Source organism: Thioclava arctica, assembly GCF_040892615.1.
GTDB classification, from domain to species: Bacteria; Pseudomonadota; Alphaproteobacteria; order Rhodobacterales; family Rhodobacteraceae; genus Thioclava; species Thioclava arctica.
Window position 1 is genome coordinate 16,722 of sequence record NZ_JBFRYC010000009.1, and the last position, 16,230, is coordinate 32,951.

The 16,230-nt window shown below is 63.3% G+C and carries 14 protein-coding genes and 1 pseudogene; 5 read left to right on the plus strand and 10 right to left on the minus strand.

What is annotated here, in order from left to right; all coding sequences use genetic code 11:
- Positions 1 to 27: 27 nt before the first annotated feature.
- The 4 genes from AB4874_RS14005 to AB4874_RS14020 all read right to left on the minus strand — a co-directional run bounded on the left by AB4874_RS14005 (position 28) and on the right by AB4874_RS14020 (position 5,597).
- Positions 28 to 2,349 (minus strand): Tex family protein, encoded by a 2,322-nt coding sequence (locus AB4874_RS14005; RefSeq protein WP_368392448.1) that lies wholly within the window; start codon positions 2,347 to 2,349, stop codon positions 28 to 30.
- A gap of 166 nt (positions 2,350 to 2,515) precedes the next feature.
- A complete protein-coding gene (locus AB4874_RS14010; RefSeq protein ID WP_295535584.1) occupies positions 2,516 to 4,054 on the minus strand; it encodes a tripartite tricarboxylate transporter permease in 1,539 nt (512 codons plus the stop codon).
- Positions 4,055 to 4,066: 12 nt separating this feature from the next.
- On the minus strand, positions 4,067 to 4,498 hold the full coding sequence (locus AB4874_RS14015; RefSeq protein ID WP_368392449.1) for a tripartite tricarboxylate transporter TctB family protein: 432 nt from the start codon (positions 4,496 to 4,498) through the stop codon (positions 4,067 to 4,069).
- Between the two features lie 103 nt (positions 4,499 to 4,601).
- Positions 4,602 to 5,597 carry a Bug family tripartite tricarboxylate transporter substrate binding protein gene (locus tag AB4874_RS14020; RefSeq protein ID WP_368392450.1) on the minus strand — a complete coding sequence of 332 codons (996 nt, stop codon included), beginning with the start codon at positions 5,595 to 5,597 and terminating at the stop codon, positions 4,602 to 4,604.
- 170 nt (positions 5,598 to 5,767) lie between these two features.
- Between AB4874_RS14020 and AB4874_RS14025 the strand changes: the two genes are divergently transcribed.
- Genes AB4874_RS14025 through AB4874_RS14035 form a run of 3 tightly spaced genes read left to right on the plus strand, consistent with a single transcriptional unit; the run spans position 5,768 to position 8,860 of the window.
- Positions 5,768 to 6,439: a response regulator gene (locus tag AB4874_RS14025; protein ID WP_368392451.1), complete on the plus strand. Its 672-nt coding sequence runs from the start codon at positions 5,768 to 5,770 to the stop codon at positions 6,437 to 6,439.
- Entirely contained in the window at positions 6,432 to 7,823 is a 1,392-nt protein-coding gene (locus AB4874_RS14030) for a sensor histidine kinase (RefSeq protein WP_368392452.1), read from the plus strand. Before AB4874_RS14025 ends, AB4874_RS14030 begins: the two co-directional genes overlap by 8 nt.
- Positions 7,820 to 8,860 carry an ABC transporter substrate-binding protein gene (locus AB4874_RS14035; RefSeq protein ID WP_368392453.1) on the plus strand — a complete coding sequence of 347 codons (1,041 nt, stop codon included), beginning with the start codon at positions 7,820 to 7,822 and terminating at the stop codon, positions 8,858 to 8,860. Before AB4874_RS14030 ends, AB4874_RS14035 begins: the two co-directional genes overlap by 4 nt.
- 17 nt (positions 8,861 to 8,877) lie before the next feature.
- On the opposite strand, the gene AB4874_RS14040 is transcribed toward AB4874_RS14035, so the two are convergent.
- The 6 genes and pseudogenes from AB4874_RS14040 to AB4874_RS14060 all read right to left on the minus strand — a co-directional run bounded on the left by AB4874_RS14040 (position 8,878) and on the right by AB4874_RS14060 (position 14,713).
- On the minus strand, positions 8,878 to 10,155 hold the full coding sequence (locus AB4874_RS14040) for an amidohydrolase family protein (protein ID WP_368392454.1): 1,278 nt from the start codon (positions 10,153 to 10,155) through the stop codon (positions 8,878 to 8,880).
- Positions 10,155 to 11,099, minus strand: coding sequence for an ABC transporter permease (locus AB4874_RS14045; protein ID WP_368392455.1), 945 nt, complete (start codon positions 11,097 to 11,099; stop codon positions 10,155 to 10,157). Before AB4874_RS14045 ends, AB4874_RS14040 begins: the two co-directional genes overlap by 1 nt.
- A complete protein-coding gene (locus AB4874_RS14050; protein ID WP_295535602.1) occupies positions 11,099 to 12,148 on the minus strand; it encodes an ABC transporter permease in 1,050 nt (349 codons plus the stop codon). The genes AB4874_RS14045 and AB4874_RS14050 overlap by 1 nt, the downstream gene beginning before the upstream one ends.
- Positions 12,138 to 13,052, minus strand: coding sequence for an ATP-binding cassette domain-containing protein (locus AB4874_RS20085; RefSeq protein WP_438273484.1), 915 nt, complete (start codon positions 13,050 to 13,052; stop codon positions 12,138 to 12,140). The genes AB4874_RS14050 and AB4874_RS20085 overlap by 11 nt, the downstream gene beginning before the upstream one ends.
- A gap of 114 nt (positions 13,053 to 13,166) precedes the next feature.
- Positions 13,167 to 13,613, minus strand: a pseudogene (locus AB4874_RS20090) (ATP-binding cassette domain-containing protein); the annotation flags it as partial.
- Positions 13,614 to 13,684: 71 nt separating this feature from the next.
- Positions 13,685 to 14,713: a BMP family protein gene (locus tag AB4874_RS14060; RefSeq protein WP_295535607.1), complete on the minus strand. Its 1,029-nt coding sequence runs from the start codon at positions 14,711 to 14,713 to the stop codon at positions 13,685 to 13,687.
- 332 nt (positions 14,714 to 15,045) lie between these two features.
- Between AB4874_RS14060 and AB4874_RS14065 the strand changes: the two genes are divergently transcribed.
- A complete protein-coding gene (locus tag AB4874_RS14065; RefSeq protein ID WP_368392457.1) occupies positions 15,046 to 15,486 on the plus strand; it encodes a DUF2946 family protein in 441 nt (146 codons plus the stop codon).
- Between the two features lie 133 nt (positions 15,487 to 15,619).
- Positions 15,620 to 16,222: a nitrous oxide reductase accessory protein NosL gene (locus AB4874_RS14070; RefSeq protein WP_368392458.1), complete on the plus strand. Its 603-nt coding sequence runs from the start codon at positions 15,620 to 15,622 to the stop codon at positions 16,220 to 16,222.
- The last annotated feature ends 8 nt before the right edge of the window (positions 16,223 to 16,230 follow it).

The window sequence follows — 16,230 nt, forward strand, 5'->3', positions numbered from 1 at the left end:
TTGGATTTAGGGGCGTGCGCGGGGTGTTCAACCGCGCGAGGTTTTGGGCGACTGCTTTAACGCCTCGGCAAGCGCGGAGCCGAATGCGCCCTGACTGGCGGGGGGCGCTTTCGGGGCGGGCGCGGATCGCGGCGTGTGTTTGGGTTTGGCCGCTTTCGGCGTATCTGAGGCCGGCGCAGCGCCCCCGTCCTTGCGCATGCTCAGACCGATCCGCTTGCGCGCTACATCGACTTCGGTGACGCGCACGCGCACCACATCGCCCGCCTTGACCACCTCATGGGGGTCTTTGACGAAACGATCCGCAAGCTGGCTGACATGCACCAGGCCATCCTGATGCACGCCGATATCGACGAAAGCCCCAAAGGCCGCGACATTGGTCACGGTGCCTTCCAGCGACATGCCGGCCTTGAGATCGGTGATCGCGTCGATGCCTTCGGCGAAGGTGGCGGTCTTAAAGCTGGGGCGCGGGTCACGGCCCGGTTTTTCCAGCTCGCTCAGGATGTCGCGCACGGTGGGCAGGCCGAAGGTGTCATCGACGAACTGCTCGGCGCGCAAGCCCGACAGCGCGGCCTCATCGCCCATAATCGCGCGAATGTCGCGCCCGCAGGCCTGCACGATCTTGCGTGCCACACCGTAAGCCTCGGGGTGGACAGAGGACGCATCGAGCGGCTCGCTCCCGTCATTGATGCGCAGGAAACCGGCGCATTGCTGGAACGCTTTGGGCCCGAGACCCGCCACCTTGAGTAGCGCCTTGCGGCTGGCAAACGCCCCGTTGGCGTCGCGATGGGCCACGATAGCTTGCGCCAGCGATGGCCCGAGACCTGCGATATGGGACAGCAGCGGCGCGGAGGCCATGTTGAGATCGACGCCCACCGCGTTCACCGCATCCTCGACCACAGCGGCGAGCGATTGTTCCAAGCGGCGCTGATCGACATCGTGCTGATACTGCCCGACCCCGATGGCTTGGGGTTCGATCTTGACCAGCTCTGCCAGCGGGTCTTGCAGGCGGCGCGCAATCGACACCGCCCCGCGCAGCGACACGTCGATATCAGGAAATTCCTGCGAAGCGAGTTCGGAGGCCGAATAGACCGACGCTCCGGCCTCGGACACGATCACCGGCGTCGGGCGCGTCACCCCGGCGGGCAGGTGTTTAAGCACTTCCCCCACCAAACGCTCGGATTCGCGGCTTGCCGTGCCATTGCCAATCGCGATCAGCGCCACGCCATGCTTGGCGATCAGGTGTTTCAGCGTCTCTTCCGATCCGCGCAGATCGTTGCGCGGTTGGAACGGGTAAATCGTGGCGGTTTCGAGCAGCTTGCCTGTCTCGTCGACCACCGCAATCTTGCAGCCCGTGCGGATGCCCGGATCAAGGCCCAGCGTCGCGCGCGCGCCCGCAGGTGCAGCCAGCAGCAGATCACGCAGGTTGCGCGCGAAAACGTCAATCGCCGCGTCATGGGCGCGCTTGCGCAGATCGGCCATCAGCTCGATGAACATCGACAGGCTGAGCTTGACCTTCCACGCCCAAGTTGCGGCGTCGCGCAGCCAGAGATCGCCGGGGGCCTGACCGGGAATGCCGATCTCGGCGGCGATGATATCGAGGATTCGGGGCAGGCCGGTTTCGGGTTCGGGGCCGATATCGACGCTCACGATTTCCTCTTTCGAGGCGCGCAGGATGGCGAGCGCGCGATGCGAAGGGATCGTGGCCCATTTCTCGCTATGATCGAAATAATCCGAGAATTTCGCGCCCGCCTCTTCCTTGCCCTTGATGACGCGGGCGGTGATCAGCGCGTCTTGCTGCAAGACCTGGCGCAAACGGCCAAGCAGTTTGGCGTTTTCGCCAAGCTCTTCGACGAGAATATCGCGCGCGCCATTCAGCGCGTCTTTTTCAGTGGCGACTGCCTCGCTCAGGTAGCCGCTTGCCAACAGCTTCGGCTCGGCGTGCCGATCCGCCAGAATGGCGCGCAGCAGCGGCTCCAGCCCGTTTTCGCGCGCGATCATCGCCTTGGTGCGCCGCTTGGGTTTGAAGGGCAGATACAGATCCTCAAGCACCGCCTTGGTGTCCGCCTGCGCAATCGCGCGCGCCAGATCGTCGGTCAGCTTGCCCTGCGAGGTGATCTCGCCAAGGATGCTGGCGCGGCGCTTTTCCAACTCGCGCAGATAGTCCAGCCGCTCGGCCAATTGGCGCAGTTGCGTGTCGTCCAAGCCGCCGGTCGCCTCTTTGCGATAGCGCGCCACGAAGGGCACGGTGTCGCCGCCATCCAGCAACGCGACCGTCGCGGTGACCTGCTCGGGGCGGGCGCCAATGTCACTGGCGATGGTGCGGGCGATGCGGTCTGTGACGGCGGTCATTTGGGGCTCCCTGCGATTATCGAAGGGCCGTGATAGCGCCGCAAACCGGGGCCGCCAAGCCCCGCAGTCGCGTCCGGTCAAAAAGCTGCTCATTCGTGGGGAAGGGGGAGAGCGCGGTGCTCAATCCGAAACACGGGCCGCGCATGTGCGCGCGGCCCGCATTGTCTTAGTCGCGCAGGCTGCCTTCTTCGTCGCTGCGCGCTTTCATGCGATCACGCAGGATGCGGCCAAAGAAGATCGGCGCGAGGAAGCCAAGGATTGCGATGATCCACAGTCCGATCGCCAGCGGGCTGCCCACCAGCACCCACCAATCGCCGTTGGATATCTGCACCGCGCGGCGCAGGTTACTTTCCATCGGGTTGCCCAGAAGAATCCCGAGGATCACCGGCACCAGCGGCACGTCGAACTTGCGCAGCACCCAGCCGACCACGCCAAAGCCGATCATCACCATCAGATCAAAGCTCGACCCCGAGATGCCGTAAATCCCGACGAAACTGACCATCGCAACGATCGGCATCAAGATCCGCGGCGGGATCAGCAGCAGGCGGGTGAACACCCCGACCATCGGAATGTTGAGCAACAGCAGCATGAAGTTGGCGATGAACAGCGCCGCGATCAGCCCCCAGACCACATCGGGGTTTTGCGTGAACAGCAGCGGCCCCGGCGTGATGTTGAGGCTCAGCAGTACTGCCAGCAGTACCGCTGTGGTGCCCGATCCCGGCACGCCAAGGGCCAGCATCGGCACCAGCGCGCCGCCAGCAGCCGCGTTATTGCCCGCCTCAGGCGCGGCCACACCGCGTGGATCGCCCGTGCCGAATGTGCCCTCGCGATCCACCAGCCGCTTTTCCATCGAGTAGGAAATAAACGATCCCAGCGAGGCGCCAGCGCCCGGCAAAACACCCGCCAGAAAGCCAAGTCCCGAGGCGCGCAGCATCGTCGGGAAGCAGCTTTTCACCATCGCCCAAGGCGGGGTGATGCGCCCGATCTCGACCTTGCGCCCCGCCGCATCGGATTCGCCGTGGCGGTGTTCGAGAAAGACGAAAACCTCGGACAGCGCAAACAGTCCGACGATGGCGACAAGGAAATCAATCCCGTCGTACAGATGCACCTCGCCAAAGGTCATGCGCGGTACGCCGGTCTGCGTATCCACCCCGATCATCGCCAGACCTAGCCCCAAAGCGGCGGCGAACGCGGCTTTGGCCTGATTGGACGAACTCACCCCTCCCAGCGTCATGAAGGCCAGCGCGAACAGTGCGAAATATTCAGCCGGACCGAACAGCAGCGCGATCTTGACCAGCTGCGGGGCGAGCAGGATCAGCCCCCAAGTCGCCAGAAACGCACCCACGAATGAAGCGATCCCCGAAATCGACAGCGCCTCGCCGGCCATGCCTTTTTGCGCCATCGGATAGCCATCAAGACAGGTCATCATCGCAGGCTCGTCGCCGGGAATATTGAGTAGGATCGAACTGATCCGACCGCCATACATCGCGCCGTAATAGACCGAGGTCAGCAAGATCATCGAGGGCGTCGGGCCAAGACCCAGCGTGAAGGCCAGCGGGATCAGAATCGCCACACCATTAGAGGGGCCAAGACCGGGCAGCGCGCCCATGATCGTGCCCAGCAGGCAGCCAATCAGCGCCAGACCGATATTTTGCCACGTCATAGCAACATCAAATCCGTGGGCAAGTTGAGCAAGGGTATCCATCGCGCGTTCCCTTCAGAAGCCGAACGGGCCACGGGCCAGCGACAGCCCGAGGATCAGGTGAAAGACGATATAGATCCCGACCGAAATCGAGACGCCCGCGATGACCGAAGACAGCAGCCCCGACCCCAGACGCCAGCTCAGATAGGCGGCGGCAAAGGCGGTGGCGAACACGAAACCGATCTCGGGCAGGACTTGGGCATAGAGCATCAGCACGATCACAGCCGCGCCGATTTCAACCAGACGGCCCAGTGGCGGCCAGACCGGTTCGGGATCAGGGCGCAGCGCAATATAGGCCGAGGCCCCGCCAAAGATCGCGGCAACGATATAGGGAAATGCCTTGGGGCCAACGGTATCGCTCAGGAAGCTTTCCTGAATTTGACTGGCGGCGTAGGCGTAAAAGATGGCCAAGGCCAAGCCAAAGGCGCCGAAAAACCGGTCGCTCATAAAACCCTCCAATGGTGTCAAAGTGAGGCGGCGCGCTGGTAATCCAGCGCGCAAAACGATGCTCTGGGGCGGCAAAATTTTCGCCGCCCCAGAAGATCTGTGATTACTTCAGGATGCCGATCTCTTTCGAGATGTCCTGAATTTGCTGCACGGAATTGGCGACGAATTTCTGAAAATCGGCACCTTGCAGATCCAGCGGTGCAAGGCCGTTGGCCTCCATCACTTTCTTCCACTCGGGCGAAGCATAGACAGCCGCGATCTCTTTGGTCCAGTAATCATAGGCCGCATCCGACATTTTGCCCGGAGCGTAAAAGCCACGCCAGTTCGCGCCGACAGCGTCGATACCCTGCTCTTTGGCCGTCGGGATATCGGCAAACTCACCGCCCAGACGCTCGGGGGCCAGCACGGCCAGAACGCGCACGTCGCCCGACTGAATGAAGCCCTTGGTTTCCGACAGATCGCCGGTAAAGGCCTGCACCGAACCTGCCAGCAATTGCGTGATCGCCTCGCCGCCGCCGTCAAAGGCGACATATTTGACCTTGCGCACATCGGTGATTCCATCAGCCTTGGCCGCGATCAGAACCTTGAGGTGATCCCAGCCACCAACAGCCGACCCACCGGCAAACGCGACCGAGGTCGGGTCCGCCTTCACCGCGTTCAGCAGATCGGGAAGGGTCTTGTAGGGGCTGTCCTTGTCCACCGCGATCACACCGTAATCGGCGCCAATCGAGGCCAGCCAGCGCACCTGAGACATGTTGTTGCCCGGATAAGCGCCCTGCGCCAAACGGGTTGCGGTGGCCGAGCTGGCCGCCACGATCAGATCATTGTCGCTGTCGCGCTTGTTCACGACCTCGGCGAATGCCACGCCACCGCCGCCACCGGCAAGGTTGGACACTTGCATCGTTTGTTTGATCAGGCCGAGGTCCTGCATCGTTTTGCCGACCTGACGGCAGGTGAAATCCCAGCCGCCGCCGGGATTGGCCGGTGCGATACATTCGGGGTTTTCGGCCGTGAAATCAGCGGCCATTGTCGGGGCTGCAAAGCCAGCGACAGCCAAAGCAGCCGTTGCAAACGCAAGGCGGGTTGCCTTGAAGATCATGTGAAGTCCTCCAGTCATCATTGCGGGCAGTTGTCGCGGGCCCGATCCGCATTCCCCGATCGCACCGCACTTTGCGGTCTCCTCGCGATCAGTTAGAACGGACGTTACGCGGCCAAGCTGTCAACAACCTGTCACCCGGCGCCGCGCCCCGAACGAGGAGAGATCAAGCGATGCGCGTGTTGATCGTCGAAGATGCGCAAGACATGGCCGAGGCGGTGCGCACGCATCTGCATCGTGCCGGCATGACTTGCGATGTGGCCAATGATTGCGCGCGCGCCGAGGATTGTCTGGCGGTGACGCGCTATGATGCGATTGTGCTGGATATCCATCTGCCCGACCGCCCCGGAACCGCGCTGTTGCGCGATTTGCGCGCGCGCGGTGAACGCATGCCGGTCTTGATGCTGACGGCGTTGTTTTCGGTCGATGATCGGGTGTCTGCGCTGGATCTGGGCGCGGATGACTACTTGGTGAAACCTTTCGATCACCGCGAGTTGGAGGCGCGTTTGCGTGCCCTGATCCGGCGCGGTGCGGAGACCAAGAGCGAAGAGATCACGCTGGGGCAACTGGCATGGAACCCCGCAACGCTGAGCGCGCGCCTTGATGACACGCCCCTTGCACTGACCCGGCGCGAGACGGTTTTGCTGGGTCTGTTGATGCGCAATAGCGACCGGATCATGAGCAAGGAAAATCTGTATGAGGGGCTGTTTTCCTTTGCCGATGTCGATGTCGGTTTGAATGCGATTGAACTTTATGTGGCGCGGCTGCGCAAAAAGCTGGCGGGCTCGCATGTGGTGATCGAAACCCATCGGGGCTTGGGCTATCGGATGCAGATTGATGGCTAGGTCTGCCGCGATCGAGGGCGCGACCGCCTCGCTCAAACGCCGCGTTATCATCGGTGTCTTGGCGCTGTTGCTGGTGGGGGGCGCGGTCGCGGCGCTGGCGGCATTCGGGTATGGCCGGGCGGCGGCGCGCGAAAGCTATGACCGGCTGCTTTTGGGCGCGGCCAATGACATTGCCGAGGCGATCTCGATTCAAAATGGCGCGCCGGTGGTGGATCTGCCGGTGGCGGCGTTCCAACTGCTGGCCCTCGCGCCCGATGATCGGATTTATTACTCGGTGCGCGGGCCGGGCGGAGAGGTGCTGACCGGGGCGACCGGCGCGCTGCCAAACCCGACCCCGACCGACAGCCCCAGTTTTTTCGATGCCAGCATGGCCGATGAGCGCGCGCGTTTTGTCACGCTGTCGCGCCGCTTTGCCGAGCGCAGTTTTTCCGGCACTGTGTCGGTTACGGTGGGCCAGACCCTGCGCGCGCGCACCGAAATGGCGCTTGGGCTGACCCGCGATGCGTTGATTGCCGCCGCGATTGGGGGGATTGCGCTGCTGGCGGCGGCGGTATGGGTGATTGAGCGCGCGATGCGCCCGCTGCGCCACATTGCCGATCAACTTGCCGGGCGCGACCCGCATGATCTGACGCCGATGGACGCGGCGGTGCCTGCCGAGGTGGCGGTGATGGTGGGCGCGATGAACCGCTTTATGGCGCGCCTTGATCGCCAAGTGGCCGCGATGCGCAACCTGATTTCGGACACCGCCCATCAACTGCGCACTCCGGTGGCAGCGCTGCGGGTGCAGGCCGAACTGGCGAGTGCCGAGGAAGATGACGCAAGGCGCGATCTGATCCTGACCCGTCTGCAACGGCGCACCCGGTCTTTGGGGGAGTTGCTGGATCAGATGCTATCGCGTGCGCTGGTCATTCACCGCACCGATGCGGCGCGCCGGGTGTCACTGGATCTGCGCGATGTGGCGCTGGATGTCATTGAGAGCCGCGATCATGAGCTGGTCGCCCCCAATCGCGATGTGGTGTTGGAGATCGGCGAAGCGGCGGTGATGGTGATGGCGGACACGCTTTCGCTAAGTGAAGCGCTGCGCAATCTGCTGGGAAATGCCCTGAAACACGGGGCAGGGCGGGTGCGTGTCGGGGCGAGCCGAGAGGGCGCGCGGGCCTGCCTGTGGGTCGAGGATTCCGGCCCCGGCCCCAGCGCAGCTGTGCTTGAACGCATCGGAGAGCGGTTTGAGAAAACCGCCGCATCGGTGGGCCAAAGCGCGGGCCTGGGCCTGTCGATTGCGCGCGCGGTCGCGCAGGCGTTTGGCGGTGAATTGTTGTTGGGCGCCACCGCGCAGGGCTTTCGCGCAACGATTTCCTTGCCCGCGCAGGAGGAGCAAATATGACCCGTCTCATGATGCTGGTGATTGCGTTGATCTCGGCGGCGGCGCCCGTGCTTGCCCAGCAAGACGGCCCCGAGGCGCGCGCCCGGTTTGGCCCAGCGGATGGGCCTGCGATGGTGTTGCGCTCGACCACCGATATTGCCGTGCTGGGGCCGACGCTCAAGGATTTCACCGCCCGCAATCCCGGCATTGCGGTGAACTATGAGCAATGGGGATCGAACGCGCTTTATAAAATCAGCCAGCGCGATTGTGAGGCGGGTCACAGCCGCGCCGATGCGGTGCTGTCCTCGGCGGTGCATCAGATGGTCGATCTGGTCAATCGCGGCTGTGCGGGGTCGTATCGCTCGCCGGCCAGTACCGCCTTGCCCACCGCGCGGCGTTGGCGCGATCAGCTTTGGGGCGTCACGCAAGAACCCGCCGTGATCATCTACAACACCCATCTCGTGCCCCCCCAAGACGTGCCCCACACCCGGTTTGCGCTGCTTGATCTGATGCGGCGCGCCGAGGCGCGTTATCAGGGCAAGATCGCGACCTATGAGATAGAGGCCTCGGGCCTTGGCTATCTGTTCGCCTTTGAGGACAGCCTTGAGGCCAGCACTTTTGGTGCCTTGATGGAAGGGTTCAGCCGGGCGGGCGCGGTGGCGACCTGCTGCTCGGCCGAGATCATCAAGGGCGTCTCAAAAGGCGAATATGCGATCGCTTACAATGTGTTGGGGTCCTATGTGAATGCACGTCGCGACCCGAATGTCGGGGTGGTCTGGCCGCAGGACTACACCTTGATCCTGTCGCGCGGCTACATGGTTCCCAAGAGTGCCGAGCAGGTCGACTCCGCTCAGAAATTGTTGGATTTTCTGCTGTCCGCGCGCGGCCAAGAGGACCTGCGCGCAGCGGGTCTTTTGGTCAGCGGCGAGCCTGAAGACAGCGCCACCCCCGCCAGCGCCCTGCACACAATCGCGATTTCTCCGGTTCTGCTGGTGGCACTGGATCGCCAGAAACGCGCGCAGTTCATCGCGCGTTGGCGCGCCGCGTTCGGGCGCTGATCCCACGCGCGAGGCCGCTAGCGTTTGGGCGCGCGGCGATGCGTGGTGTTCGGGCGACCCGGCAGGTTCAGTGCCGCATCCCCGCGCGCGCTGCGAGCAATCACCTTGCCCTTAGAGATCACCGCAAGTCGGGCCGGGCGCAGCCGCACGGCCTCGACCGGGTTGGCTGCATCCAGCACCACCAGCGAGGCCAGCGCACCTTTGTACAGCCCGTAATCTTGCAGGCCGATGATCTGCGCATTGCTCTGGGTCACCATCGTGAAGCAGCGCGCCATCTCATCGGGGTGGCTCATCTGCGCGACATGCAGACCCATGAACGCCACATCCAGCATGTCCGCCGTGCCAAGGCTATACCACGGGTCGAGCACGCAATCCTGCCCCCAGCCCACGGGAATGCCCATTGCCTGCATTTCCTTGACGCGCGTCAGTCCGCGGCGTTTGGGAAAGCTGTCATGGCGCCCTTGCAGCATGATGTTGATCAGCGGGTTGGGGATGGCGGCAATCCCGGCCTCGGCGATCAGGGGCAGCAGTTTCGAGACATAGTAATTGTCCATCGAATGCATCGAGGTCAGATGGCTGCCCACCACCCGGCCTTGCAGCCCCAGACGCTGGGTCTCATAGGCGAGCGTCTCGATATGGCGGCTCATCGGATCGTCGGTTTCATCGCAGTGAATATCGACGCGCAAACCGCGATCCGCCGCGATCTCGCACAGATCGCGCAGGCTGTCCGCGCCCGCCTGCATGGTGCGCTCGAAATGGGGAATGCCGCCCACCACCTCGACCCCCATATCCAGCGCGCGGATCAGGTTTTCACGCCCATTCGGGGCGCGATACAGCCCGTCTTGCGGGAAGGCGACCAGTTGCAAGTCGATATAGCCGCGCACCTTTTCACGCACCTCCAGCATCGCGGTTACGGTGTTGAGGTGATCGGGCGTGGTATCGACATGGCTGCGGATCGCGAGCAGCCCCATCGAGGCCGCCCAATCGCAATAGTGCAGCGCGCGCTGCACCATCTCATCCACGGTGGTCAGATCGCGCAGCTCGCCCCAAAGCGAAATCCCCTCCAGCAACGTGCCCGAAGCGTTCACCCGGGGCAGCCCGTAGCTGAGCGTGGCATCAAGGTGGAAGTGGGGATCGACAAAGGGCGGGGCGACCAGATCGCCCGCAGCCTCGATCACCTCATGCGCCTCGGCGGCAATTCTGGGCGCGATCTCGACGATGCGATCGCCCTTGATCGCGATATCGGCCACGCGCCCGTCGGGCAACGTGCCGCCCTTGACCAGTAGATCGAACATCAGCGTTCCCCTTTGTTGAATGTCACCATCAGCGCAGCAGGCACCTCGGCACGCCGCGACATCACCACCAGCGCGAGGATCGACAGAATATAGGGCATCATCAGGAATAGCTGATAAGGCACCACCGCGCCGATCGGAGTTTGTTGTAGCCGGATTTGCAGCGCATCAAACGCGGCAAACAGCACCGCCCCCAGCAGCGCCTTGCCCGGCTTCCATGCGCCAAACACCACCAGCGCGATGCAGATCCAGCCCCGCCCGTTGACCATATCGAAAAAGAAGCTGTCAAAGGCCGAAAGGGTCAGGAAGGCCCCGCCCACCGCCATGAACCCCGATCCCACGATCACCGCGCCCATGCGGATGGCGGTGACCGACAAGCCTTGGGCCGCGACCGCCTGCGGGTTCTCGCCAGCCGCGCGTACCGCCAGCCCCAGCGGCGTGCGGTAAAGCACAAGCGCCACCACGATCACCAGCAAGAATGCGGCATAGGTCAGCGGGGTCTGGGCAAAAAACGCCGGGCCAAGCAGCGGGATTTGCGACAGGATCGGCACCTCAAAAGGTTGGAAGGCCGTGATCTTGGGGGGCGAGGAGACCTCGGGGAGCACCACGCGATAAGTGTAAAAGGTCAGCGAGGTCGCCAGCAGCGTCACCCCGATCCCCACAACATGCTGCGACAGCCCGAACGGCACCGAAAGCGTGGCGTGCAACAGCCCAAACGCCATGCCTGCCGCGAATGCCACCGCAACCCCGCCCCACAAAGGCAGCCCGGCCCAGACCGCGATCCAGCCCGCGAAGGCCCCCGCCACCATGATCCCCTCAATGCCAAGGTTGAGAACACCGGCGCGTTCGCAGATCAGCTCTCCCATCGTGGCGAAAATCAACGGCGAGGCGATGCGGATCGCGGCAGCCCAAAACGCGGCTGAGGTCAGGATGTCGATCAGATCCATCAGTCCCTCACCACGCGGAATTTGCTTAGCAAGATCGCCAGAACCATCATCAAAAGGGCCGAGGCCAGCATGATATCGGCCAGATAGCTGGGCACGCCAAGCGCGCGGCTCATCGCATCCGCGCCAACAAAGATCGCGGCCACGAATAGCGCCGCGACCACCACCCCAAGCGGGTGCAACAGCGCCAGCATCGCCACCACGATCCCGGTATAGCCATAGCCCGGACTGAGATCGAGCGTGAGCGAGCCCTTCAGCCCCGCCACCTCGGAAAACCCCGCCAGCGCGGCCAACCCGCCCGACAGCAGCGCGGTTTTGAGGATCACGCGCGTCACCGGAATGCCCGCAAAGCGCGCGGCTTCGGCGTTTTGGCCCACGGCGCGCATCTCAAATCCCAGCGTGGTGCGGGTGTTGATTACCCACAGCACCAGCGCCGAAACCAGCGCCAGCACAAACCCCCAATGCAGTCGCAAACCCTCGATGATGCGGGGCAGGCGGGCCTCGGAGATCAGACGCGCCGATTTCGGCCAGCCCATCCCCATCGGGTCTTTCAGCGGCCCTTCGAGCAGGTAGGACACGAACAGCAAAAAGATGAAGTTGAACAACAGCGTGGTGACGACCTCATCAACGCCAAAGCGGGTTTTCAGCAGCGCCGGGATCAGCAACAGCAGCGCGCCCGCGAGCATCGACGCCACACCGATCACCACCAGCAGCGGCAGGCTGGGCCAGTGCAGCGCCCCGGTGCCCAGCATCACCGTCACCACCGCGCCCGCGTAAAGCTGCGCCTCCGCCCCGATATTCCACAGCCGCGCGCGAAAGGCGACGGCCACGGCCAGCCCGGTAAAGATCAGCGGTGTCGCGCGGTTGAGCGTTTCGAGCAGCGCGAATTTGCTGCCCGCCGCGCCTTTGAGGATCGCGCCAAACACTGCAAACGGATTGCCCCCCGCGATCAGCGCCAGCAGGCTGGCCACCAGAAAACTGCCCGCAATCGCCAGCGCGGGCGGGGCAAGACGGCGCATAAGGCCGGGATTGGCGATCGGTTCAAGACGCATGGGCCACCTCGGGAAAGCCATCGCCCGCCATCCAACGCCCCAGCGCCTCGGGGGCCATCGTGCCGCGCGCGAAAGCGGGGCTGAGGCGGCCTTGCGAGATTACATGGATCACATCCGACAGCGTCATGATCTCATCGAGATCCTCGGAGATCAGCAGCACCGCAGCGCCCTGTTCGCGCGCCTCAGCCAAGCGGGTATGCACATAGTTCAGCGCGCCGATATCAAGGCCGCGCACGGGTTGATTGGCCAAAATGATGCGTGGTCTGGTTTCCAGCACGCGGCCCAAGATCAGCTTTTGCATATTGCCCCCCGAGAGCAGGCGAATGGCGGTGTCAGGGCCGGGGCATCGCACGTCATAGGTCTGGATCAGCGCCTTGGCATGTGCGCGCGCGGCGGCCCAATCCAGCCAGCCATGGCGGGCAAAATCGCTGGCATAGGTTTCCAGGACGGCATTCTCGGTCAGGTCGAAATCGGCGATTGTGCCAGTGTGGTGGCGATCTTCGGGAATGCGCCCGATGCCGCGGGCAAGGGCGCGGCGCGGCGACCAGTCGGTGATCGCGTCGCCCGCAATTTCCAACTGACCCGCGCTGGGCATCGCCAGCCCCGAAATCAGGTCTGACAGCGCGCCCTGACCATTGCCCGACACGCCTGCAAGCCCGGTGATCTGCCCGCCATGCAGCGTCAGCGTCACCGATTGCAACCCCGGCGCGTGGCCCTCGCCCTTGCTGGAAACGCCACTTAGACGCATCAGCGCGGGGCCGGGGGGCATTGGGGCGATCTTGGGCGCCGAAACCGCGCCGCCCACCATCAGCGCGGCCAGTTCCTCGCGCGAGGTGTCAGCGGTCGCGCGCTCGGCCACAAGGCGACCATGACGCAGCACCAGAACGCGATGCGAAATCGCCATCACCTCATGCAGCTTATGCGAGATGAACACGACCGACAGCCCCAGCTCGATTGCCTCGCGCAGGGTGGCAAACAGCGCGTCACTTTCCTGCGGGGTCAGAACGGCGGTCGGCTCATCCAGAATCAGGATGCGCGCGTCGCGATAGAGCGCCTTGAGAATCTCGACGCGCTGGCGTTCGCCCACCGAAAGCTGGCCGACCTTGGCATCGGGATCGACGGCGAGATGAAAGCGTTTTGACAGATCGGCAATCCGGGCCTTGGCCGCGCGGGCGCGTAGGCGCGGGGCTGTCAGCGCCTGCGTTCCCAGCACGATATTTTCCCACACCGTCAGATTGCCCGCGAGCGTGAAATGCTGATGCACCATCCCCACGCCCGCATCGAGAGCCGCGCGCGGATTGCCCGGCGCGAGGCGCTTGCCAAACACCTCAACCTCGCCCGCATCCGCGCTATATTGGCCAAAGAGGATGTTCATCAGCGTGGTTTTGCCCGCGCCGTTTTCGCCCAGCAGCGCGATCACCTCGCCACGGCCCAGCGAAAAGCTGACATCGTCATTGGCGCACAAAGCCCCAAAGCGTTTGGTGATATTGCTAAGGCGCAGCACGGGTTGCTGCGCCTGATCGCTCGCGGTCATGTTCAGGCGGACTTGGGTTCGGCGTCGTTGATTTCAACGGTGAACGTACCGTCCTTGATCGCCGCGGTTTGCGCAGTGACCTTATCGAGTGCCGCTTGCGGGATCTTGCCTTCAAACGTGCCGAACGGGGCCAGCGAACAACCGCCCTCTTTCATAAAGGAATACATGCCGTAATCGGCGGCGCTGAAACTGCCCGCGCGGATTTGCTCAATCGCGTGATCCAAGGTTGGCTCGAAATGCCACAGCGCCGAGGCGACGACCGTATCGGGATAATCGGTCTGGGTGTCGATGACATTTCCGATGGCCAAAACCCCCTTTTCCTTGGCCGCGTCGGATACGCCAAAGCGTTCCGCATACATCATATCAGCACCGTTCTCGATCATTGCATAGGCGGTTTCCTTGGCCTTGGGCGGATCGAACCACGACCCGATGAAGGCGACCTGAAAGGTGATATTCGGGTTCATCTCGCGCGCGCCCGCCATGAAGGCATGCATCAGGCGGTTCACCTCGGGGATCGGAAAGCCGCCGACCATCCCGATATTGCCCGCTTTCGACATTGCTCCGGCAATGATTCCAGACAGATACGAGGCGTCTTGAATGTAGTTGTCAAACACCGACAGATTGCCGATTGCCGGGTCTGGTTTGAACGATGAGCCCAGCAGGAAGGCCACATCGGGATAGTCGGCTGCGACCTCGCGGGCCTCTTGCTCGACGCCGAAAATCTCGCCCACGATCAGGTCATAGCCGCCCTCGGCGTATTCGCGCATGACGCGTGGGTAATCGGTATTGGCGGTGTTTTCGGAATAGGTGTAGCTGACATCGCCGCGATCTTGCGCGGCCAATGCGGCAAGGTGGATGCGGCTGACCCATTGTTGCTCGACCGGGACGGTGTAGATGCCCGCCACTTTTAGCGGCTTGGCATCTTGCGCAAAACCCCGCCCCGGCATCGCCCCGTAAAGCGCGGCTCCGGCAAGGCTTGTTTGAAGAAATGTGCGGCGCGAGGGGGCATTGAAGCGGGTCTTGGCAGCCATGACTCAGGTCTCCTGTTTCGGGTATTCACGCAGTATTGCAGAGATTTGATCAAGTGGTGAAACTTTTTGGTCTGCGACGTCAATCGCGCGCGGCGCAAGCGTGGTGGCCGGACCCGAAATTCTGGCGGCGTGCCCCCATATGGATCGTCTTGCGTAAATTTTATGCACGCGGACACGAAGGCGAAAAGCGATCTCTTCGCGCTTGCTGAGCATTATGTCGCGCTCACATGGTGTCACAAACGCTTGATTGCGCTGGAAGCCGGCTCTATCAATCGGGCATGGGACGTAATGCGACAGCCGCCTGCACGCTAAGCACAAAGCCGGATGGTGATGTGATCGTCCCGCATTTGCGGGGTCGGTTTGCGCGTTTGCGGCGCACGCTTTGGGTGCATGTTTTCGCGCTGTTTGCGATGTGCGTTCAGGTGCTGTTTTACGCCGATCACATCGGTGCCGCCGCAGCCGCCGAGATGGGGCGTGCCCCCGCAGGAGCGCGCCTGGGCCTTTTGCAGATCTGCACCGGCGAGGGCATCATTCTGATGACGCCCGATGGGCGCACCGTGCCCAATGCGCCCGCCCATCCCGGCCATGACGGGGGGCAATGTTCGGTTTGCACCAGCGCCAGTGTGTGTGGTTTTGATGCCCCTCCCGCGATGGCGATGCCGATTTTTCAAGCGCAGTTGATCGTACCCGCGCGGGTAGTTTTGCCCGCACCCCCGGCGCGAATCCTGCTTGCACGCACCCTTCGACCGATCCGCGCGCCCCCAATCCTGTGACGCGATCCCTTCGCGATGGCCCTCTGCGCGCGTGAAAACGCCGCAATCAGGCCCGCGCGACTCTTGCCCATTTTCACTATTTTCGTGTCGCCGGCCTGTCGCCGCGCGCGCCTTAAGTTCACAGGATAACACCATGAAACGTCGTGACTTTCTGATCACTACTTCTACCGGGATGCTGCTGGCCGCCACCCAAAGCGCAAATGCGGAAATGACGATGCCGCAATCGCCGATGGCTTGGACCGATGAAAACGGGCTGGCGCGGTTTCTGAAAACCGACACTGACCCGCTGACCAATGAGTTCGAGAAATATCCCCGCTGCCCCTATTGCGGGATGATGCGCAAGATGTTCAGCCAGACCCGCCACCTGATCGTCTACGAAGACGACGCGGTGGATGGCACGTGCTCGCTGCATTGCGCGGCGATCAGCTTGGCGCTGAACCTCGATCGCGTGCCGAAGGTGATCTATGCAGGCGACGCCGGGGCCCCAGGCGAGGTCAAGCCGCTCGTCGATAGCGCCGCGATGACCTATGTGATCGACCCCGCCCGACCCGGCACGATGACGGCCGTGTCGAAATACGCCTATGCCGATAAGGCGCAGGCCGAGGCCGCCGCTGGCCCCGATGCCAAGCTGGCCGATTTCGATACCGCGCTGGTGGATGCCTATAACGGCATGGCGCAGGACACGATCCGCATTCGCAAACGCCGTGCCGAGCGGCGCGCGCGCGCGGGTCACTAAGCCCTGAT

Excerpts from the sequence above, each read along its gene's own strand:
- AB4874_RS14005 (WP_368392448.1), bottom strand. The coding sequence starts at position 2,349 with ATGACCGCCGTCACAGACCGCATCGCCCGCACCATCGCCAGTGACATT.
- AB4874_RS14070 (WP_368392458.1), top strand. The coding sequence starts at position 15,620 with ATGAAACGTCGTGACTTTCTGATCACTACTTCTACCGGGATGCTGCTG.
- AB4874_RS14030 (WP_368392452.1), top strand. The coding sequence starts at position 6,432 with ATGGCTAGGTCTGCCGCGATCGAGGGCGCGACCGCCTCGCTCAAACGC.
- AB4874_RS14050 (WP_295535602.1), bottom strand. The coding sequence starts at position 12,148 with ATGCGTCTTGAACCGATCGCCAATCCCGGCCTTATGCGCCGTCTTGCC.
- AB4874_RS14060 (WP_295535607.1), bottom strand. The coding sequence starts at position 14,713 with ATGGCTGCCAAGACCCGCTTCAATGCCCCCTCGCGCCGCACATTTCTT.
- AB4874_RS14025 (WP_368392451.1), top strand. The coding sequence starts at position 5,768 with ATGCGCGTGTTGATCGTCGAAGATGCGCAAGACATGGCCGAGGCGGTG.
- AB4874_RS14045 (WP_368392455.1), bottom strand. The coding sequence starts at position 11,099 with ATGGATCTGATCGACATCCTGACCTCAGCCGCGTTTTGGGCTGCCGCG.
- AB4874_RS14010 (WP_295535584.1), bottom strand. The coding sequence starts at position 4,054 with ATGGATACCCTTGCTCAACTTGCCCACGGATTTGATGTTGCTATGACG.
- AB4874_RS14040 (WP_368392454.1), bottom strand. The coding sequence starts at position 10,155 with ATGTTCGATCTACTGGTCAAGGGCGGCACGTTGCCCGACGGGCGCGTG.
- AB4874_RS14020 (WP_368392450.1), bottom strand. The coding sequence starts at position 5,597 with ATGATCTTCAAGGCAACCCGCCTTGCGTTTGCAACGGCTGCTTTGGCT.
- AB4874_RS14035 (WP_368392453.1), top strand. The coding sequence starts at position 7,820 with ATGACCCGTCTCATGATGCTGGTGATTGCGTTGATCTCGGCGGCGGCG.
- AB4874_RS14015 (WP_368392449.1), bottom strand. The coding sequence starts at position 4,498 with ATGAGCGACCGGTTTTTCGGCGCCTTTGGCTTGGCCTTGGCCATCTTT.
- AB4874_RS20085 (WP_438273484.1), bottom strand. The coding sequence starts at position 13,052 with ATGGCGATTTCGCATCGCGTTCTGGTGCTGCGTCATGGTCGCCTTGTG.